Origin of the sequence: Rahnella sp. RcJ3 (genome assembly GCF_009498575.1) — a bacterium.
GTDB lineage: Bacteria > Pseudomonadota > Gammaproteobacteria > Enterobacterales > Enterobacteriaceae > Rahnella > Rahnella aceris.
In genome coordinates, this window is sequence record NZ_QSNX01000006.1 from 28,434 (window position 1) to 46,612 (window position 18,179).

Here is an 18,179-nt window from a genome sequence, read left to right on the forward strand (position 1 = left end):
CTTACCAGTTTCGAATATAACGGGCAGTTTCCGTCAGATCATGAACCCCGGTAATGGTTGGCAATAATTGTCCGATAATACGGTTCCATTTAGCCAGCGGAGCTGTCGTCACATAAACAATATCGTAAGGCTCAAGCTGGAATTCGGTTCCCAGCACCAGTGCCGTAGCATCGCTTGCATTCAACTGGTAGATGTTCGCTATTTTCTTTTTAGCATCCCCTTTCAGGGTTCTGATGACAAATACCCCTGTGGCATCCGACGTTAACGGATCCATGCCTTCGGCATTAGAGAGGGCTTCGGTCAGTGTCATGCCGCTACGATCCATGCGAAGTGTCGTTTGCTTTTTCACTTCGCCCATCACGAACACTTTCAGCTCGTCGTTTCTCGGGACATACAGGATATCTCCCGGCTCAAGCAAACGGTTCTGCCGCATATCTCCATGCTTCATTAAAGACTGCAGTGAAATGAGAGATTTCTCGCCATTATGCGACAACACGATATTATTCCAGTCCGCATTTTCACTTAATCCCCCCGCCAGATTAATTGCGTCCATGATGGTCATGGGAACGTTAGTGACAGGTAACTGACCGGATTTTTCCACCTCACCGGTGACATAGACTTTCTGCGAGCGGAACGTCGCAACATTGACATCGACCTGCGGCGATTGAATATATTGGGTGAGCCTGGCGGTAATATCACGACGAATTTCAGAGGTCGTTTTGCCTGCCACGTTGACCATCCCTATGTAAGGGTAAAATATGGCACCTTCGGCGTTAACCCAGTTCCCGGCATCGCCGGCACTTCGATACTGACCGGCAGGTGTCGTCAGTTCAGGATGATCCCATACCGTAATTGTTAATATATCGCCGATGCCAACATAGTACTGGTACTTGTTAACACGTGAATCAAGGTCGCTGTTGACTGTCGCAATGGCAGGGTGGCGAACAAGTGACTCCACCAGTTTAGGCGTGATGGGATAAATATCGACCATTGCATTAATATCCTGATAAGGGCCGTTTTCTTTCACGACATTTTTACCCGAAGTACTTATACCGATACCAGGCGATAACGAACATCCACAAAGCGATACTACAAATATGATGAGTGGAATAGTAACAATCTTAACTTTCATAACGTTTTAACCGTTTATTTTCATGGGGAGTAGATTTAATGGTGTTGTTTTTAGCAAAATCTTCACAAGGAGTCTGGAGGGAATATTGTTACTCAATTTAGGGATCGATAAATATTGCGATAGCATTGAGTATTTTTTCACGCTACCGCCCATGGATGTTGTAGACATCCATTAGAATAATAAAATCACCAATAAGTCCTTTACAAAAAATTTAATATTAGCCAGTCTCCGCTTAAAAAAAGCAGAATTTAAACATATCTATAAATTAGTATAAATGCCGACGACAATAACAGATCGTTTATCGTCGTGTTTATTGTACTGATATTTCTATGGTTTCATTATTATTCTCATCTCCCGGGGAGACTTCTGAATATTTTGTATGAATCGCCAGCCAGTGACGAACAAAACAATAGATGACAAAAATCAGGCAGAATAAAAATAAAGACAGCAGTTCATTTACTTTAAGAATATTTAATCCGATACCAAATGCATTCATCAAAAAAGAGCCAAGAAGAATAATACTGAGAGTTTTTTTATTGGAGAAACCATAATTTATGAGCAAGTGGTGCAGATGCGTTCTGTCTGGCTTGAAAGGAGAATGTCTTCGGATGAGACGCCCAAACATCACCGCAACCAGATCCATCAGTGGGACAGCGATCAACCAGATTGCGGTTGCAGGTGCCATCACGGCGTTATATTCCCCGGTGGCCAGCATGATAGCCCAGATAACCGTAAACCCAAGGAATGTACTCCCCGCATCTCCCATAAAAACTTTCAACCTGGAACAGCTGACATTCAGGATAATGAAAGGAACAATTGCCGCAATAAAAAGCTGACAGTACAGCGCCATAGGTATTTTCCCTGCCACAGCAAAGCAGATTGCCAATCCCGTAAATGACAGAATACTTAACCCGCCTAACAGCCCGTCAATTCCGTCTATCATATTGAAAGCATTAACTGATGCCCAGACAGCCAGCAATGAGACGGGGAAACTTAAGATCCCCAACCTAAGCTCGTAATTGTTCCACAAATTGCCGAAAGAGCTAATATATACGCCGTCAGACATAATGATAATTGCACCTGCCGCCTGAACAATCACGCGAAGAAATACTGAAAGAGCATAGCGATCGTCAAGAACACCGATACAAACCAGAAGGAAGCTACTCATCAGAAAAGCATTATTGTGCGCAACGGAAGGAAAAAAAAGTAAATTTATTACTACCACCGTGAGATAGATAGCAATGCCGCCTACCAGCGGAATATTACTGCTGTGTTTTTTTCTGTAATCAGGCTTGTCGACCAGTTTTAATTTAATACTTACAGCCCTGGCCGCCAGTAAAAAAATAAAACAAATGATAGGGGTGACAAATAAAAATCCGTACATCCCGTTAACATCCTTTTCCATGGAGTTTTTATTTTAACAGTTGAAGTAAGCTTGGCAATTTATAGGAACGGAAAGTAAAAAGCAACATCTGGAAACAAGTTTGATTTGAAAGTTGAGAGGAAGAACATGAAAATAACACGTACAATTAATATCACACAAAGCATACAAAAAACGAATTATTCTCTGTAATTAATAACACAAACAAATAATCAAACAAACTAACACAGACTATTTATATTAATGGCAATACTTGAAACAATAAAACATTCACAAAGCATATCAATATCATAAATAATGGAGAGGTTATTGCCTCCCCATTATTTGAAAACCAGCAAGCGGATAATTTATTTTTTACAGCAAATTACGCAGAAACCACATACCCCATCACGCGCTTCCAGCCGACCGTTTTTTTCTCAATATACACACCCTGCAATTCTGGGGAGAAACCCGGCAGCAGATTGATACCTTCTTCCAGCGCCATAAAATAGCGCTGAACCGCCCCGCCCCACAGTTCGCCCGGCACGACACATAGCACGCCAGGAGGATATGGCAGCGCGCCTTCCGCAGCGATACGGCCTTCGGCATCACCAATTGCCACCAGCTCGATGTTATCGCGGATAAACTCGTTATGCGCATCCTGCGCATTCATCACTACCTTCGGGAAACTCCTCTCACGGAACATCTCTTTCTGTAACTCTTTCACATCAAAGCTGACGTAGAGATTATGCATTTCCTGGCACAGCTGGCGGATGGTGTAATTCCGGTAGCGGTCTTCGTTTTTGCGATACACCGTCGGCAGCACTTCGCTGAGCGGCGCATCTTCTTCGATGTATTGCTCAAACCGCACCAACTCTTCCACCAGTAACTGCATTTTGGCCGGTGTTTCCGCCGGGGTAAGCAGGAACAAAATCGAGTTCAGGTCACATTTCTCCGGCACGATGCCATTCTCGCGCAGATAGTTCGCCAGAATGGTCGCCGGTATGCCGAACTCCGTGTATTTACCGCTGGAAGCATCAATGCCCGGCGTAGTCAGCAGCAGCTTGCACGGATCAACGAAATACTGTTTCTCGGCATAACCGTCGAAGGCGTGCCAGCGTTCACCCGGCACAAAATCAAAGAAACGCACATCGTTGGCCATTTCATTGGTTTCATGATCCTGCCAGCGTTTGCCGCCGACGGTTGGAGGAACGAACGGTAAAATCATCGAGCACTGATCAAGCAGCATTTTGCGGGTTTCGATGCCAAGCTTCACGCACTCCATCCACATGTGTTTTCCGCTGCCACCGGCATGAATGCGCGCATTGACGTCAAGCGCGGCAAACAACGGATAAAACGGGCTGGTCGAGGCATGCATCATAAACGCATTGTTGAGCTTTTTATGGCTGCAATGACGCTTCTGGCCTTTGATGTGATTGTCTTTTTTGTGGATCTGCGAGGTCTGCGAGAATCCGGCCTGCTGCTTATGTACCGACTGCGTAACGATAATGCCAGGGTCATTTTCGTTCAGCTCCAGCAGCAGCGGCGAGCATTCTTTCATCATCGGGATGAATTGCTCGTAACCGACCCACGCGGAATCAAACAGGATGTAATCACACAGATGACCGATTTTATCGACCACCTGACGCGCGTTGTACACGGTACCGTCATAAGTACCAAGCTGGATAATCGCCAGGCGGAACGGACGTTTTTCAGTCGCGCGATGTGGCGCCACTTCTTTGATTTGTGCTCGCAGATAAGTTTCATCGAAACAAGCCGCATCAATGCCGCCGATAAAACCGAACGGATTACGCGCTGTTTCGAGATAAACCGGCGTAGCGCCCGCCTGCAACAGCGCACCGTGATGGTTTGATTTGTGGTTATTACGGTCGAACAGCACCAGATCGTCGCGGGTCAGCAGCGCGTTGGTGACGACTTTATTGGCCGCAGACGTGCCGTTGAGCACGAAATACGTTTTATCTGCGCTGAAGACTTTAGCCGCATACTTTTGGGCATCTTTCGCTGAACCTTCGTGGATCAGTAAATCGCCCAGTTTGACGTCCGCATTACACATGTCGGAGCGAAAAATATTCGGGCCATAGAAATCATAAAACTGGCGCCCTGCCGGATGACGACGGAAAAACTCGCCGCCCTGATGCCCCGGACAGGCGAAAGTGGCGTTCTCCATCTCGACATACTTTTTCAGCGTATCGAAAAACGGCGGGAATAAGGCTTCTTCATAAACCTGTGCGGCAGACTCAATCTGCGCGGCATAAAATGCCTGATTGGCGTCCGATAGCGTGATTACGCCTTTCAGCAACGGCAGAAACTCAGGTGAAACCTGCTCCGTCCCCTGCACCGCAACAAACGCGGGAATACCAAATCCCAGCGTTTCAATATCCGCCAGCCTGCCGTGGTTCAGGTCACCGACAGAAATAATGATGGCCGCAACGTCCGCGTAATCGGCGCGACGCAGGTCAACGACCAGACGTGCTGTCTGGAGATAAGGGGCGACGGAAGCGCTTGCTGCAAGTTTTAAGTGTTTCATTCAGGCTCTCAAACGGTTAAGTAAGAGGGTGTGCCAGGTGGCACGGCAATGAGCTGGCGCATACGTCATTAAAGGTATAGAGCGCAGAGTCCAGCCCGGCAAATGACGTTGGCTAAAGCGAGATATCGAGTGCAACAGAACAATGCCGGTATGGCAAAGTGGTGACAAATCGGGTTTCAGGCCAGGCCACGTCTGATAGACAACATTAAAATCAGAGAACTGTTCTGTTTTATTCTCTGTTTTTAATAATGCCTGACAGCGAGCAAACGGTAGCCTTACCGCATGAAAGAGACTACAAATGGAGGAAAACTGAAATCGTGGTGTTTACAGCACCCGGAGATCATCATCAGATTGTTTGTGCACTGACGAACAGTGCGATGTGATAAACCAGCCATGCCGCAACCCTCTTGAGCTGTCGCGTGAAAACGGGATCAGAGTTGTTTAATAAATCGGCGCAATAATGGCATCTTTTACCCCCCTGTTCAACCCTGAACATTGCGCGAATTTCTTACAGAATGCGACATAGATTACGCCCGGAATTTCCGCGCTTTTCGGGATTATAGCCGGGTACGAACGGGGCAAGCGGCCTGAACCCTAAGTTAAATCGTCAAATTGTCGTAAAAAGCATCAGTCGGTTGACGAACCCCGCGGTTGTCACAAAAAGCCGTTGACGGCACATGCCCGATACGGTTTAATGCGCCCCGTTGCCCGGATAGCTCAGTCGGTAGAGCAAGGGATTGAAAATCCCTGTGTCCTTGGTTCGATTCCGAGTCCGGGCACCATATTTAAAGAAACCCGCCTATGGCGGGTTTTTTGCTTTCAGAGATGCGGACTCTCCATCGAACTCCGTTCGATGACTCGCCTTGACAGGCTCGCCCTGCGGGCCAACGGCAAAGCCGTTGTTCAAACGCCTGCGGCGTTAGTCCGAGTCCGGGCACCATATTTAAAGAAACCCGCCTATGGCGGGTTTTTTGCTTTCAGAAATACGGACTCTCCATACTGTCTTCAGTGTGTCAAAAGGCGAAACATGGGAAACCCGTACTCATTAAACGCCCGATAGTCAGGCGTTTAATGAAGTTTACGATTGTCGCTATTTCGACATTGTCACCAAAATAGGCTTTTTCACGAACAGTCCGTAGCTTAACGCGCCCAGCATCAGTAAACCGGCGCCGAGAAAGAAGACGTTGGTGAACTGCCCGGTTGCATCCAGAATAAGCCCGGTGACAATCGGCGCACAGGCCGCCCCCAGGAAACCACCGAAGTTCTGAATGGCGCCCATCGATGCCACCTGCTCTTTCGGCGCAATGTCTGAGGCCAGCGTCCAGATGACACCCTGCGGCAGTTGCGAGAAGAAGTAGCCAACTGACAGCAGCGCGATACTCAGTGTTGTGTTGTGCACAAAAGGAATCGGCGCCACAAAGCAAGCCGCCAGCGCTGCACCGGCCACAATCGGCACCTTACGCGCGGTAATCGTCTTCACACCGCGACGGATAAGACGGTCAGAGATAGCCCCGCCGCACAGCACACCTAAAATCCCCGCCAGGAACGGAATGGCCGCCAGCCAGCCTGTTTGTTTCAGGCTAAAACCCAGCGATTTCTCCAGGTAGCCCGGCAGCCAGGTCAGGTAAACCCAGATAGTGAACATGATAGAAAAGTTGCCGATCACCATAAACCAGGTGGTTTTATGCCTGAACAACGCTCCCCAACTCGCCTTGTTATTGCCGTTAACTTCGGTCACCGACTTCTGCACCAGCTGAGAATTGGCGTGGATCACCTTTTCTTCGCGCTCGGTCGGATTGCGGTAAAATTTCAGCCATACCAGCAGCAGCGGAATCCCCGCCAGGCCAATGGCAATAAACATGCCGCGCCAGCCGAGCGTTAACAGCAGCACGGTCAGGATTGGCGGTGCAATGGCATTGGCAATCTGCGAACCGGTATTGATGATGGAGGTCGGCAGCGCGCGCTCTTTATCAGAGAACCAGCGGTGAGTAATCTTGATGCCGGAGGTAAAGAACGGTGATTCGGAAATGCCCAGCAGCATGCGCAGGGCATAGAACATGGAATAACCATTAACGAAACCTGCCATCACCGTGAAGGTGGACCACAGCCCCACGCCCCACGAGAACATTTTTTTAGGACCGAAACGGTCAACCAACCAGCCCGCAGGCAGGTTTGCCAGCGCATATGGCCACAGGAAAGCAGACAGCAGCAGGCCCATTTCCGTCTGGCTGAAACCAAACTCTTTCGCAATGGTGGTATTAGCAATACTTAAATTGGCACGGTCGAGATAATTAATGACCGCCGCCATTAACAAAATAAAAATAATGCCCCAGCGCAAGCGTGAAACAACAGGAGCAGCCGTTTTAACCAAAGATGTATCGGGAGGAGAGGTAGCGTCTTTCATCATTTTAATTATCCACTATTGGTTATTCATAAATAAGTCATCATTGAACAGACTCAGGTGAATTTTAATCACAGCTTTACGAATAAAAGACTGACTTCGGGTATTACAGCAAGGGCGATGTAAATCTTGCGGAAAGAAAACGGCAAACATGCCGGGTTCCAAACGAATCAGCGATTCATTATTCGTTTCCTGATAAAACACGATGTCATGCTTCTCCGCCCGGTCTTCTGCCACCTCGTGCTCCGCCGCACCGCGCGCCACACCGATGGTTTCTTCTCCCTGCAAGAGAAATTGAATATCTGCAAACCTGAAATGTGACTCAGCCCGCATTTCATGAGCAGGAACGGTATTCATTTCCTGGAGAAGGCAAAACATCTTGTCCGGAATAATATCGAATTTCCCTGGTGTCAGCGTGGTAAAATCAGTTTGAGTAATATACTCAATACCTTTATTAATAATCGGATGGAAAGCGAATTTCTCACGTTCCCAGTCTCTCAGGCAACATACGATCATGTTGAATAATCCTTTTATATTTATATTCAGGGTCGGATTACGGCTAAAAAGGTTATAGATTTGAAACTGACGGCCTGGCAGCATCATCATGTGCATTGAATATCCGACCAGGCCATTAATCAGCGGATAAGATGTCAGCCCATCCGCATCACTCACTCATGGCTATCTCACCTTATACGGCGGCGATTTTTTTCTGCCACAGCGCCGTGCCGCTGTGAATTTGATCCAGCAATACGGTCAGCCCCCAGAACTTTTCCAGCACATTGTCTTTATTCACACGGCAGAACTCGCTGTCGAAAGTGCCCAGTCGCTGATGATAAATCTTGGCATTCTTCGGATACCCCAGTGTTTCAGTCACCGCGCCCAGCGACAGGAAAATGGCTAACTCGTCGGCGAGTTGCGGCTGGGTTGCCGCCTTGTGATACAGCCAGCTGTAAAGCTCGGGGTGGAAATTGGTGAACACGCCGCTGAATCCTTTAGACCCCGCCAGCATCGCCGGATAAGCAATCGCGGCATTAGCATTAATGATGTTCAACGGCGTATTTGCCACCAGCTTCACGCGGCGGGTAACGGTTGCCAGGTCACAGCTCACGTCTTTCAGTACAACGAAGCGGCCGGTGTTGGCGCAGTAAGTGAGCTCTTCGTCGGTCAGCAGACGGCGATACGGTGCAGGACACTCATACAAACCCAGCGGCATGGATTCAGGCAAGGCACTCAGCAACTTATCCAGGGTGGCAAAGAAGGTCTCACTGCCCTGATTTTTCGGATCGAGATGGTTGGTGACCAGCACCAGTGCGTCGGCTCCGGTTTTCGCCATCGCACTCAGCTCACTGATTTGGTCATTGATATCATCACTGATATGGCCCGAGGCAATTACCGGCACGCGCCCCGCGACGTGCTTCACCACAAACCCGGCCAGCGCAACGCGCTCTTCGAGGGTCAGAAACTGCATTTCGCTCGACTGACACACGGCGAACAACGCATCTACACCTTTCTCAAGATACCAGTCGATCAAACGGGTCAGGCCCGGATAGTCAATCTGGTTGTCTTCGGTGAAAGGGGTCAACATCACCGGCACGATGCCTTCAATACTTTTAGTCATGACTGCTCCTTAAGACGGAATCGATTACGTGGCCGCTAAACTCAATGCATCAAGGCAGCGACCGTCACAAGAAACTAAAGAATTACCGCAGCATTTATCGCTGCGCCAGACGTGCTGAAACCTGAGCCTTATCAGGCATGTTTGATGCACCTTCACGCTCGACGGCCAGCGAGGCAAACGCCGCGGCATAGGTCGCCGCCTGAACCAGACTTTGTCCATTGGCAATACCTGAGGCCAGCGCGCCGTTGAAAGCATCGCCTGCACCGGTGGTATCAACGCTCAGCGCCGGGAAGGCCGGAATGTGCTGGAACTGATTACCGTCAAACAGCAACGCGCCGCGCGATCCCATGGTAATAATCACCCGCCTCGCCCCCTGGCTGACGATACGCTGTGCAGCCTCTTTGGCGCTGGCTAAATCCTTCACGTCAATGCCGGAAAGCTGCGATGCCTCAGTTTCATTAGGTGTAATAACGTCAACATATTCCAGACACTCAAGCGCATGGCTCGAGAAAGGAGCCGGGTTGAGAATCACCTTCACGCCCAGCGCTTTGGCCAATTTCATCGCGCTCAGGGTAGCGGCAAAATTGTTTTCGAGCTGTACGAGCAGCACGTCCGAATCTTCCAGTTCGGGGGCGATCGCTGCCACTTCGTCTTCACTGATGGTTTTATTGGCACCGGAATAAATGGCAATCATGTTCTCGCCGTTTTCCTGCGAGACATAAATGATGGCGTTGCCGGTCGGCTCAGTGTCCGACTGATAAAGGGTAAAGGAGTGGATCTCCGAGGAGGTCAGGTGATCATAAGCAAACTGGCTGAACTGATCCTTACCCACCTTGGAAACGAAATGCACTCTGGCACCCGCACGACTGACCGCCGTGGCCTGATTCGCCCCTTTGCCGCCGGGGCCGAGCGTGCTGCCCAGCGCCAACAGGGATTCTCCGCCTTTTGGAAAACGTTCAACCTTCGCCACGATATCGACGTTAAATGAACCCAGAATGCAAACCTTACCTTTCATGTTCTTTCCTTTCCCCTGTTGTACGCTCTGCTTTCTTTTCTGACTCTGCAGCCGTTGCAGCAACACTTCAAAGTTGCCTCCGGTGTCAGCAATTAGCTTTGACTGCAAACTCCGCCGTATCACCATTGCACCGCCATGACATCGCTGAACCAATTTTTCAGCCGCCAGGGCATTCAGATCACTGCGAATGGTCTCTCTGGTCACCGCAAACAGGGACGCCAAAACCTCCACTTTTACCCGCTCGTTTTTATCCAGATATTCCAGGATTTGCTGCCGACGTTCTTCAAGAAACATATCCACCCGCCTTCTCTGTATTCAGAATAAGTGCACGAAACTGATTAAAGAGTGATGATGCTCATAGCTTAACCAGCAAAACGGAAGTAAACAAAAATGGGAATTTTTGATTTGGCGAAGTGAGAAGAAAGGAGCAGAAAAGAGCCATCGAAAGTGAGGGGCTGTCACAAGAGGGCGCGCATCACCCTGATGCTCGTTTCACCCGGACACACATGACGCCGCCTCTTTTCGTAACAGAAACTATACTTTATTTTCATCAGGATAGTGACGCTGGCAGGATAAAGAATGACCCAACAAAGACCGCAATTTTCATTGAAAGTACTGACGATTAATACTCACAAGGGCTTCACCGCGTTTAATAAACGTTTCATTTTACCCGAGCTGCGCGACGCGGTACGCACCGTCGGTGCCGATATCGTCTGCCTGCAGGAAGTGACGGGCGCACATGATGTGCATTCGTTGCATGTGGAAAGCTGGCCGGACACCCCCCATTACGAGTTTCTTGCTGACACCATGTGGAGCGACTTCGCCTACGGGCGCAACGCGGTCTACCCGGAAGGTCATCACGGCAATGCCGTCCTTTCACGCTATCCCATTGAACATTACGAGAATCGCGACGTGTCGGTCGCGGGTAGCGAGAATCGCGGCCTGTTGTACTGCCGTATCGTGCCCCCGCAGCTTGGGTCTCCTGTCCACGTGATTTGCGTACATCTGGGTCTGCGCGAAGCGCACCGCCAGGCGCAGCTCAAGATGCTGGCCGACTGGGTTAACGCTTTCCCGCAGGGAGAACCGGTGCTGGTGGCGGGCGATTTCAACGACTGGCGGCAAAAAGCCAATCGCCCGCTTAAAGTACAGGCGGGACTCGATGAGATTTTCACCCGCGCAAAAGGCCGCCCGGCGCGCACTTTCCCGGTCAGGATGCCGCTTCTGCGTCTTGACAGAATCTATGTGAAAAATGCCAATGCCAGCGCGCCTGCGGTGCTGCCGCTGCGTAACTGGCGTCATCTGTCCGATCATGCCCCGTTAAGCGCGGAGATCCATCTATGAAAACCGCATGGCGGGAAGGCAACCGCATCCAGCTTCTGGAAAATGGCGACGAATATTACCCGGCGGTATTTGACGCTATCGATAACGCTCAGCGTAAAGTGATTCTCGAAACTTTTATCTGGTTTGAAGATGACGTGGGTCGCCAGTTACACGCGGTGCTCCTGCGCGCCGCACAGCGCGGTATCGGGGTTGAAGTGCTGCTCGACGGCTACGGATCACCTGATTTGAGCGATGATTTCGTCGGCGAACTGACTTCAGCAGGCGTGGTGTTTCGCTATTACGACCCGCGCCCGCCGCTGTTCGGTATGCGAACCAATCTCTTCCGCCGTATGCACCGTAAAATTGTTGTCATCGACAATACAGTGGCGTTTGTCGGCGGGATTAATTACTCCGCCGAGCACATGTCCGATTACGGTCCCGAGGCCAAGCAGGATTACGCCGTACGGGTGGAAGGCCCGGTGGTGGATGACATTTTGCAGTTTGAGCTGGAAAATCTGCCTGATCATGCGCATACCCACCGATGGTGGCAGCAACGTCGCCGCTATCATGCGGCGGAAAATCGCAATCCCGGCGAGGCGCAGGCGCTGTTTGTCTGGCGCGATAATGACGATCACCGGGATGATATTGAGCGTCACTATCTGAAAATGCTGGCCAGCGCCAGGCGCGAAGTGATTATCGCCAACGCCTATTTCTTTCCTGGTTACCGTCTGCTTCACGCCATGCGCAATGCAGCCCGCCGCGGCGTGCAGGTAAAACTCATCGTGCAGGGCGAGCCGGATATGCCGATTGTAAAAGTCGGTGCAGAGCTGCTGTACAACTATCTGCTGAAAGGCGGTGTGCAGGTGTATGAATATCGCCGTCGTCCGCTGCACGGCAAGGTCGCGCTGATGGATGCTCACTGGGCGACGATCGGCTCCAGTAATCTCGATCCGCTGAGCCTGTCGCTCAATCTTGAAGCCAATCTGATTATCCACGACCGGACGTTTAACCAGACGCTGCGCGAGAACCTGCACGGTATTATCGCCAGAGACTGCCAGCGCGTAGATCAAACTATGGCCCCGAAACGCACCTGGTGGAACCTGGCGAAAAGCGTGGTGGCGTTTCACTTCCTGCGTAAATTTCCGGCCATGGTCGGCTGGCTACCGGCGCACACGCCAAGGCTTGCCCAGGTAAAGCCGCCCGTACAACCCGAAATTGAAACGCAGGATCGGGTGACGTCAGAGAATTCAGAGGTGAAATCATAATGTCTGCATCACATCCGAAGTGGCGTCTGGCGAAAAAAATACTCACCTGGATTTTCTTTATCGCCGTAGCTGTGCTGCTGGTGGTTTACGCCCGCACGGTCAACTGGGAAGACGTGTGGAAGGTCATTCGCAATTACAACCGCACGCCACTGCTGATATCAGTGGTGCTGGTGATCATCAGCTATCTGCTGTACGGCTGTTACGATCTGCTGGCGCGCGCTTATTGCGGGCACAAACTCGCGGCCCGTCAGGTGATGCTGGTGTCATTTATCTGCTACGCCTTTAACCTCACGCTCAGCACCTGGGTTGGCGGCATCGGCATGCGTTACCGGCTCTACTCCCGCCTGGGTCTGCCCGGCGCCACGATCACCCGCATTTTCTCACTGAGCATTACCACCAACTGGCTTGGCTATATTTTGCTCGGCGGAATTATCTTCACCTTCGGCGTCGTGGAGCTGCCTTCGCACTGGTACATCGACGAAGGCACACTGCGCATTATGGGCATTGTGCTGCTGGCGATGGTGGCCACTTACGTCTGGTTCTGCGCCTATGCTAAACGCCGCCATATGACGGTGAAAGGGCAAAAACTGGTGCTACCGTCGTTTAAATTTGCCGTGGCGCAGATGGTAATTTCCAGCGCCAACTGGATGGCCATGGGGGCGATTATCTGGCTGCTGTTAGGCGAGGATGTGAACTATTTCTTTGTGCTGGGCGTGCTGTTAGTCAGCAGTATCGCCGGGGTGATTGTGCATATTCCCGCGGGGATCGGCGTGCTGGAAGCGGTGTTTATCGCCCTGCTGGCCGGAGAACATACGTCGCAGGGCACGATTATCGCCGCCCTGCTGGCCTACCGTATGCTCTACTACTTCCTGCCGCTGCTGCTGGCGCTGGTGTGCTATTTGATGCTGGAGAGCCGGGCGAAGAAATTGCGGGCGAAGAACCAGAAGGCGATGGCGAAGTAAGCCTTCTGGCATTATTCCAGACCGGGAATATTCACGCCAAATGTTTGCAGCAGCAGGATGATATTGAGCGCCACAATCACCACGGTGCCGATGATGGAAGTCACGACAGTCAGGCGGCTGTTAACAAACTCCCCCATGATGTCGCGACGGCTGGTGAATATCACCAATGCAATCATCGGCGCAGGCAACGCCAGGCTGAGCACCACCTGGCTGTATACCAGCGCGTCGGTGGCATTAACGCCCATCGCCACCACGATAAACGCAGGGATCATGGTGACCAGACGGCGCAACCAGACGGGAATGCGAAAACCGACGAAGCCCTGCATGATCATCTGGCCTGCCATAGTGCCTACCACTGAACTGGAAATACCGGAAGCAATCAATGACAGCAGGAAGAAACCTGCCGCCCCCGCCCCTAACAGCGGAGTCAGGGTGTGGTAAGCCGTTTCGATTTCCGACACATCGCTGTGGCCGGCATGGAAGGCACTCGCGGCCATAATCACCATCGCGATATTCACCAATCCGGCGAGGGTCAGCGCGATCACCACTTCAATATTAGAAAAACGCAGCAGTGTACGACGTTCGCCCGGATTCCTGGCATGGGTACGGTGCTGAGTCAGCCCCGAGTGCAGGAAGATCGCATGTGGCATCACGGTGGCTCCGATGATCCCCACGGCAATGGTCAGCGCCTGCGCGTCGGGCAGTTGCGGTGTCACCATGCCCAGACCGGCTGCGGCCCAGTCAACCTGCGCAATAAACATTTCAACCAGATAACACAGTGCAATCACCGCCACTAACCCGCCGATCATCAGCTCAACAGGGCGGAAACCACGCTTTTCCACCATCAAAAGGCCGTAGGTAACCAGCGCCGTGATACCCATCCCGGCCAGTAACGGCATATGGAACAGTAACGACAGGGCTAAAGCCCCCCCGAGGAATTCGGCCAGATCGGTCGCCATTGCGGCGATTTCGCTGCCCACCCACATCCCCCAAACCACGGGTCTGGAGAACTGGTCGCGACACATTTCCGCCAGATTTCTGTTGGTGACGATCCCCAGTCTGGCGGAGAGCGCCTGAAACAGCATGGCGATCATATTGGCCATGACAACCACCCACAGGAGCGCGTAGCCATAGCGCGAGCCAGCCTGAATATTGGTCGCAAAATTACCCGGATCCATATAGGCGATCGAGGCGATCACCGCTGGCCCCGCAAACAACAGCGGTGTCATCAGGCCGCGTTTGCGGCCGGACATGGCGTTAGCAATCGCCGCATTGGTTCTGTCGGTTAGAGAAGAAGTCTGGCCTGTTCCACGCATACTGCCCGCCCTGTTCTTGCTTGTTATTTTTGTGTGAATTTTATCCGGCAAAGACGAATATAGCACTGGCTATACTCTATAGTGCAAGCTTAGTTTGAGGGTTATTAAGGGCTTTATGTTTCAAAATATGAAACTTGAATCATTGCCTGAGATTATAAAAATGGAATGATTTTTCTGATGATGAATCCGGCGTGACGGCCACACTGACGGCCCTGTGCCCGCGCCTTTCGTTCAGAGGTTATGCGCAACAGCGCGTGAAAACATTGCCGGCATGAAAACCTGACAGACATCACACTTTTCTGACAAACAAACCGGCTGTCCGCCCCCTGCTATCAAGTTTCCTCGCCAGTGTGCCGTTAACTTAATCACTAAAACTCATTCGGTTCACGTGACCAACTTCAGTTTCTTCCCGACAGATTTCTATCCTGTGTTTCCTGACAGGCTACTCCGGTAACGACATTTTACGCACGAGACTGATTGAAATGTTGTCATAACTTAAGGTGCCTGCACCTTTTTAATCGCAATTTCAGGGAGTTACCACTATGTCTTTTAAACACACTACTGTACGCACCCAGCTTACGCTGGGATTTGGCGTTTTAGTCGTCATTGTTCTCGCAGTAGTCCTGCTCTCTATCAACGCGTTAAGCCAGGCCAACAACAGATTCAAAACTCACGTACAGCAGGTTTCCGCCCGTGAGGCGGCTGTGAATTTAATTCTCAGCGGCGTAAAAGACAGTTCATTGAATATTTACGGGCTGGTGCTGGTCAGTGAGGCTGCTGATATCGAAGCAGGTAAAAGACAAGTCGCTGCTGCAGAAGAGAAAACCGCAGCCGCGCTGAACCGGCTTCAGGCGGCAATCAAAGAACACTCAGATGTCACAGATAAGGATCGGCAATTCGTGACCGCGATTTCTAATGCGGAAGAAGGATACCGTCCGGTGGCTAAACATATTGTTGATCTGGCCCTTGAAGAGAAGAAAGCTGAAGCGATTGACCGCATGAATCGCGAGCTACGACCTCAGTTGGCGCTGCTGCTGAATACGACCAATGACTATCTCCAGTACAGTAACGTACGGGCTAAAGAGAGCCTGAATACCGCACAAGATGCGTATCAACAAACCCGCCTCATTTTCATCGTTATCAGCCTGGTCGCACTGAGTCTGGCGGTTATTCTGGGGGGCATTATTATCCGTTCCCTGTTCCGTGCACTGGGTGAAGAACCGCTTGTTTTAGGTCAGGTGGTACAACGTATTGCTGCGGGTGATCTCAGTGAAGTGAAAGGCGCGGAAAATGCACCACAAAACAGCGTCCTGGCAGAGCTTGGCGGAATGCAGGCGAAACTGCACCAGTTAATCAACCAGGTGGCTAATTCCGCTGAAAGCATTGTCAGTGCATCCACCGAAATTACGTTGGGCAATGAGGATCTGAGTCGCCGGACCGAAGCCCAGGCTTCCTCGCTGGAACAGACATCAGCAAGCATGGAGGAACTGACCGCGACAGTGAAACACAACGCCGACAATGCCCATCAGGGGAATCTGATGGCCACAAGTGCGTCACAAGTGGCGCAACGCGGCGGCAACGTCGTTGAACGCGTCGTCAGCACCATGCATGAAATCGCCGAAAGCTCAGGCAAAGTGACACAAATCATCACGGTCATTGAAGGCATTGCTTTCCAGACCAATATTCTGGCGCTTAACGCCGCCGTTGAAGCAGCCCGTGCCGGTGAGCAAGGACGTGGTTTTGCGGTAGTTGCCGGTGAAGTGCGAACGCTGGCACAGCGCAGCGCCAATGCCGCCAAGGAAATTAAAAACCTGATTAGCGAGTCTGTTGAAAGGATTAACGTCGGTTCTAAGCTGGTGGATGAAGCGGGCACCACCATGATGGAAGTGGTGAATGCGGTCAAAGGCGTCAACAGCCTGATGGCTGAGATTACCCTTGCCTCAAGCGAACAACATACTGGCATCGATCAGGTCAATAAAGCCGTGGTCAACATGGACGAGGCGACGCAGCAGAATGCCGCGTTAGTAGAACAAAGTGCGGCAGCAGCGGACAGTTTAAAACAACAGGCCCATATCTTGCTGGAGGGGATTTCTGCATTTGATATTTCACGTGCGGGAAATCTTAATGTCACTGCAACAGCCACCCGCTAAGGTATTTACATGAAAATTTCCTGCGTTTTTGCCGTGGCGACGACCCTGCTGACATCGGCAGCTCTTGCCAGCAGCAATGAGAACATCACGATAGGCCTGATTACTAAAACAGACACCAACCCGTTCTTTTTGAAAATGAAAGAAGGTGCCATGCTGGGGGCCACCGTACACGGGGTCAAACTGCTTACCGCAGCCGGTAAAGAAGACAGCGATTATCCTTCACAGATCATCGCGATTCAGTCCATGGTGGCCTCTGGCGCGACAACATTGCTCATTACGCCGAGCGATGCTAAGGCCATTGTGCCCGCACTCGATGAGGTCCGGGCGAAAGGCGTGCAGGTTATCGCCCTCGATTCCCCGACGGATCCGATCAGTGCCGTCGATGCCCTCTTCGCCACCGATAACTATAAAGCTGGCGAATTGATTGGCCAGTATGCTCAGGCGGCCATGCCGCTGACGTTCGCGGGACAACCCCTCAAAATAGCGATGCTGGATTTATCGCCAGGACATCTGGTAGGGGCAAGAAGACACAACGGGTTTATGAAAGGATTGGGGTTAACTGCGGCAGGTGCCGAATCCAGTGAACTGTCAGCCGCACCCGAAATTGTGTGTGCAGGCTATAGCGAAGGGGCAGAGAAACAAGGCTACGAGGTCATGACAAATTGCCTGAAAGCCCATCCGGACATTAATCTGGTTTACACCGTCAATGAACCGGCCGCAGCCGGAGCCTACAAAGCCTTGCAGGAAGCAGGTAAACAAAAGAATGCCATGATTCTCTCTGTTGATGGCGGGTGTGCGGGGGTAAATTACGTACGTGAGGGCAAGATTGCCGCCACGGCCCAGCAGTATCCTTTAACGATGGCGGCGATGGGTGTTGATGCTGCCGTTGCCTATGCCAGACACGGCAAAAAGGTGTCCGGGTATGTCGATACCGGCGTCACGCTTATCGCCGATAAACCTATGCCAGGTCTGGCAAGCAAAGATACTCAGGCAGGGCTGGATGCCTGTTTTGGCGCTAAATAAACAGCTTTCCTGAAGGCAAAAAAAAGCCGGAGAATGTCAGCGCATTCTCCGGCTTTTTTCGTACATCTT

Annotated in this window: 13 protein-coding genes and 1 tRNA gene; 6 read left to right on the plus strand and 8 right to left on the minus strand. The window is 51.2% G+C overall.

Going from position 1 to position 18,179, the window contains the following annotated elements:
• Window position 1: 1 nt before the first annotated feature.
• The 3 genes from DXU84_RS09590 to speF form a co-directional block, all read right to left on the minus strand.
• The gene (locus DXU84_RS09590; RefSeq protein ID WP_153375537.1) at window positions 2-1,132 is read right to left on the minus strand and encodes a polysaccharide export protein; all 1,131 of its coding nucleotides are present in this window, start codon (window positions 1,130-1,132) and stop codon (window positions 2-4) included.
• A gap of 310 nt (window positions 1,133-1,442) precedes the next feature.
• On the minus strand, window positions 1,443-2,537 hold the full coding sequence (wecA, locus tag DXU84_RS09595) for a UDP-N-acetylglucosamine--undecaprenyl-phosphate N-acetylglucosaminephosphotransferase (RefSeq protein ID WP_223509105.1): 1,095 nt from the start codon (window positions 2,535-2,537) through the stop codon (window positions 1,443-1,445).
• Window positions 2,538-2,877: 340 nt separating this feature from the next.
• A complete protein-coding gene (gene speF, locus DXU84_RS09600) occupies window positions 2,878-5,040 on the minus strand; it encodes an ornithine decarboxylase SpeF (protein ID WP_037033294.1) in 2,163 nt (720 codons plus the stop codon).
• A 706-nt stretch (window positions 5,041-5,746) separates the two neighbouring features.
• Here speF and DXU84_RS09605 point away from each other — a divergent pair.
• A tRNA-Phe gene (locus DXU84_RS09605) sits at window positions 5,747-5,822 on the plus strand.
• A 308-nt stretch (window positions 5,823-6,130) separates the two neighbouring features.
• On the opposite strand, the gene DXU84_RS09610 is transcribed toward DXU84_RS09605, so the two are convergent.
• From DXU84_RS09610 to rbsK, 4 genes are all read right to left on the minus strand, one after another.
• Window positions 6,131-7,444 carry an MFS transporter gene (locus DXU84_RS09610; RefSeq protein WP_173362116.1) on the minus strand — a complete coding sequence of 438 codons (1,314 nt, stop codon included), beginning with the start codon at window positions 7,442-7,444 and terminating at the stop codon, window positions 6,131-6,133.
• A gap of 15 nt (window positions 7,445-7,459) precedes the next feature.
• Window positions 7,460-7,957 (minus strand): YhcH/YjgK/YiaL family protein, encoded by a 498-nt coding sequence (locus DXU84_RS09615; RefSeq protein ID WP_041673240.1) that lies wholly within the window; start codon window positions 7,955-7,957, stop codon window positions 7,460-7,462.
• 172 nt (window positions 7,958-8,129) lie between these two features.
• Window positions 8,130-9,059: a dihydrodipicolinate synthase family protein gene (locus tag DXU84_RS09620; RefSeq protein WP_015690356.1), complete on the minus strand. Its 930-nt coding sequence runs from the start codon at window positions 9,057-9,059 to the stop codon at window positions 8,130-8,132.
• Window positions 9,060-9,153: 94 nt separating this feature from the next.
• Window positions 9,154-10,368, minus strand: coding sequence for a ribokinase (rbsK, locus tag DXU84_RS09625; protein ID WP_112197496.1), 1,215 nt, complete (start codon window positions 10,366-10,368; stop codon window positions 9,154-9,156).
• Between the two features lie 285 nt (window positions 10,369-10,653).
• On the opposite strand from rbsK, the gene DXU84_RS09630 reads away from it, so the two are divergent.
• Genes DXU84_RS09630 through DXU84_RS09640 form a run of 3 tightly spaced genes read left to right on the plus strand, consistent with a single transcriptional unit; the run spans window position 10,654 to window position 13,621 of the window.
• Entirely contained in the window at window positions 10,654-11,415 is a 762-nt protein-coding gene (locus tag DXU84_RS09630; RefSeq protein WP_013576859.1) for an endonuclease/exonuclease/phosphatase family protein, read from the plus strand.
• Window positions 11,412-12,659 (plus strand): cardiolipin synthase ClsB, encoded by a 1,248-nt coding sequence (clsB, locus tag DXU84_RS09635; protein WP_015690357.1) that lies wholly within the window; start codon window positions 11,412-11,414, stop codon window positions 12,657-12,659. Before DXU84_RS09630 ends, clsB begins: the two co-directional genes overlap by 4 nt.
• Window positions 12,659-13,621 (plus strand): YbhN family protein, encoded by a 963-nt coding sequence (locus DXU84_RS09640; RefSeq protein ID WP_015690358.1) that lies wholly within the window; start codon window positions 12,659-12,661, stop codon window positions 13,619-13,621. The genes clsB and DXU84_RS09640 overlap by 1 nt, the downstream gene beginning before the upstream one ends.
• 11 nt (window positions 13,622-13,632) lie before the next feature.
• Here the strand turns inward: DXU84_RS09640 and DXU84_RS09645 are convergent, their stop codons facing one another.
• On the minus strand, window positions 13,633-14,937 hold the full coding sequence (locus DXU84_RS09645; protein ID WP_153375539.1) for an Nramp family divalent metal transporter: 1,305 nt from the start codon (window positions 14,935-14,937) through the stop codon (window positions 13,633-13,635).
• A gap of 542 nt (window positions 14,938-15,479) precedes the next feature.
• Between DXU84_RS09645 and DXU84_RS09650 the strand changes: the two genes are divergently transcribed.
• A complete protein-coding gene (locus DXU84_RS09650; RefSeq protein ID WP_013576863.1) occupies window positions 15,480-17,087 on the plus strand; it encodes a methyl-accepting chemotaxis protein in 1,608 nt (535 codons plus the stop codon).
• A gap of 9 nt (window positions 17,088-17,096) precedes the next feature.
• Window positions 17,097-18,110, plus strand: a complete 1,014-nt coding sequence (locus DXU84_RS09655) for a substrate-binding domain-containing protein (protein WP_037033306.1) — start codon at window positions 17,097-17,099, stop codon at window positions 18,108-18,110.
• Window positions 18,111-18,179: the final 69 nt, after the last annotated feature.

Coding starts and splice junctions, on each gene's coding strand:
- DXU84_RS09645 (WP_153375539.1), bottom strand. CDS start 14,937: ATGCGTGGAACAGGCCAGACTTCTTCTCTAACCGACAGAACCAATGCG.
- DXU84_RS09655 (WP_037033306.1), top strand. CDS start 17,097: ATGAAAATTTCCTGCGTTTTTGCCGTGGCGACGACCCTGCTGACATCG.
- rbsK (WP_112197496.1), bottom strand. CDS start 10,368: ATGTTTCTTGAAGAACGTCGGCAGCAAATCCTGGAATATCTGGATAAA.
- DXU84_RS09590 (WP_153375537.1), bottom strand. CDS start 1,132: ATGAAAGTTAAGATTGTTACTATTCCACTCATCATATTTGTAGTATCG.
- wecA (WP_223509105.1), bottom strand. CDS start 2,537: ATGGAAAAGGATGTTAACGGGATGTACGGATTTTTATTTGTCACCCCT.
- DXU84_RS09620 (WP_015690356.1), bottom strand. CDS start 9,059: ATGACTAAAAGTATTGAAGGCATCGTGCCGGTGATGTTGACCCCTTTC.
- clsB (WP_015690357.1), top strand. CDS start 11,412: ATGAAAACCGCATGGCGGGAAGGCAACCGCATCCAGCTTCTGGAAAAT.
- speF (WP_037033294.1), bottom strand. CDS start 5,040: ATGAAACACTTAAAACTTGCAGCAAGCGCTTCCGTCGCCCCTTATCTC.
- DXU84_RS09630 (WP_013576859.1), top strand. CDS start 10,654: ATGACCCAACAAAGACCGCAATTTTCATTGAAAGTACTGACGATTAAT.
- DXU84_RS09640 (WP_015690358.1), top strand. CDS start 12,659: ATGTCTGCATCACATCCGAAGTGGCGTCTGGCGAAAAAAATACTCACC.
- DXU84_RS09610 (WP_173362116.1), bottom strand. CDS start 7,444: ATGAAAGACGCTACCTCTCCTCCCGATACATCTTTGGTTAAAACGGCT.
- DXU84_RS09615 (WP_041673240.1), bottom strand. CDS start 7,957: ATGATCGTATGTTGCCTGAGAGACTGGGAACGTGAGAAATTCGCTTTC.
- DXU84_RS09650 (WP_013576863.1), top strand. CDS start 15,480: ATGTCTTTTAAACACACTACTGTACGCACCCAGCTTACGCTGGGATTT.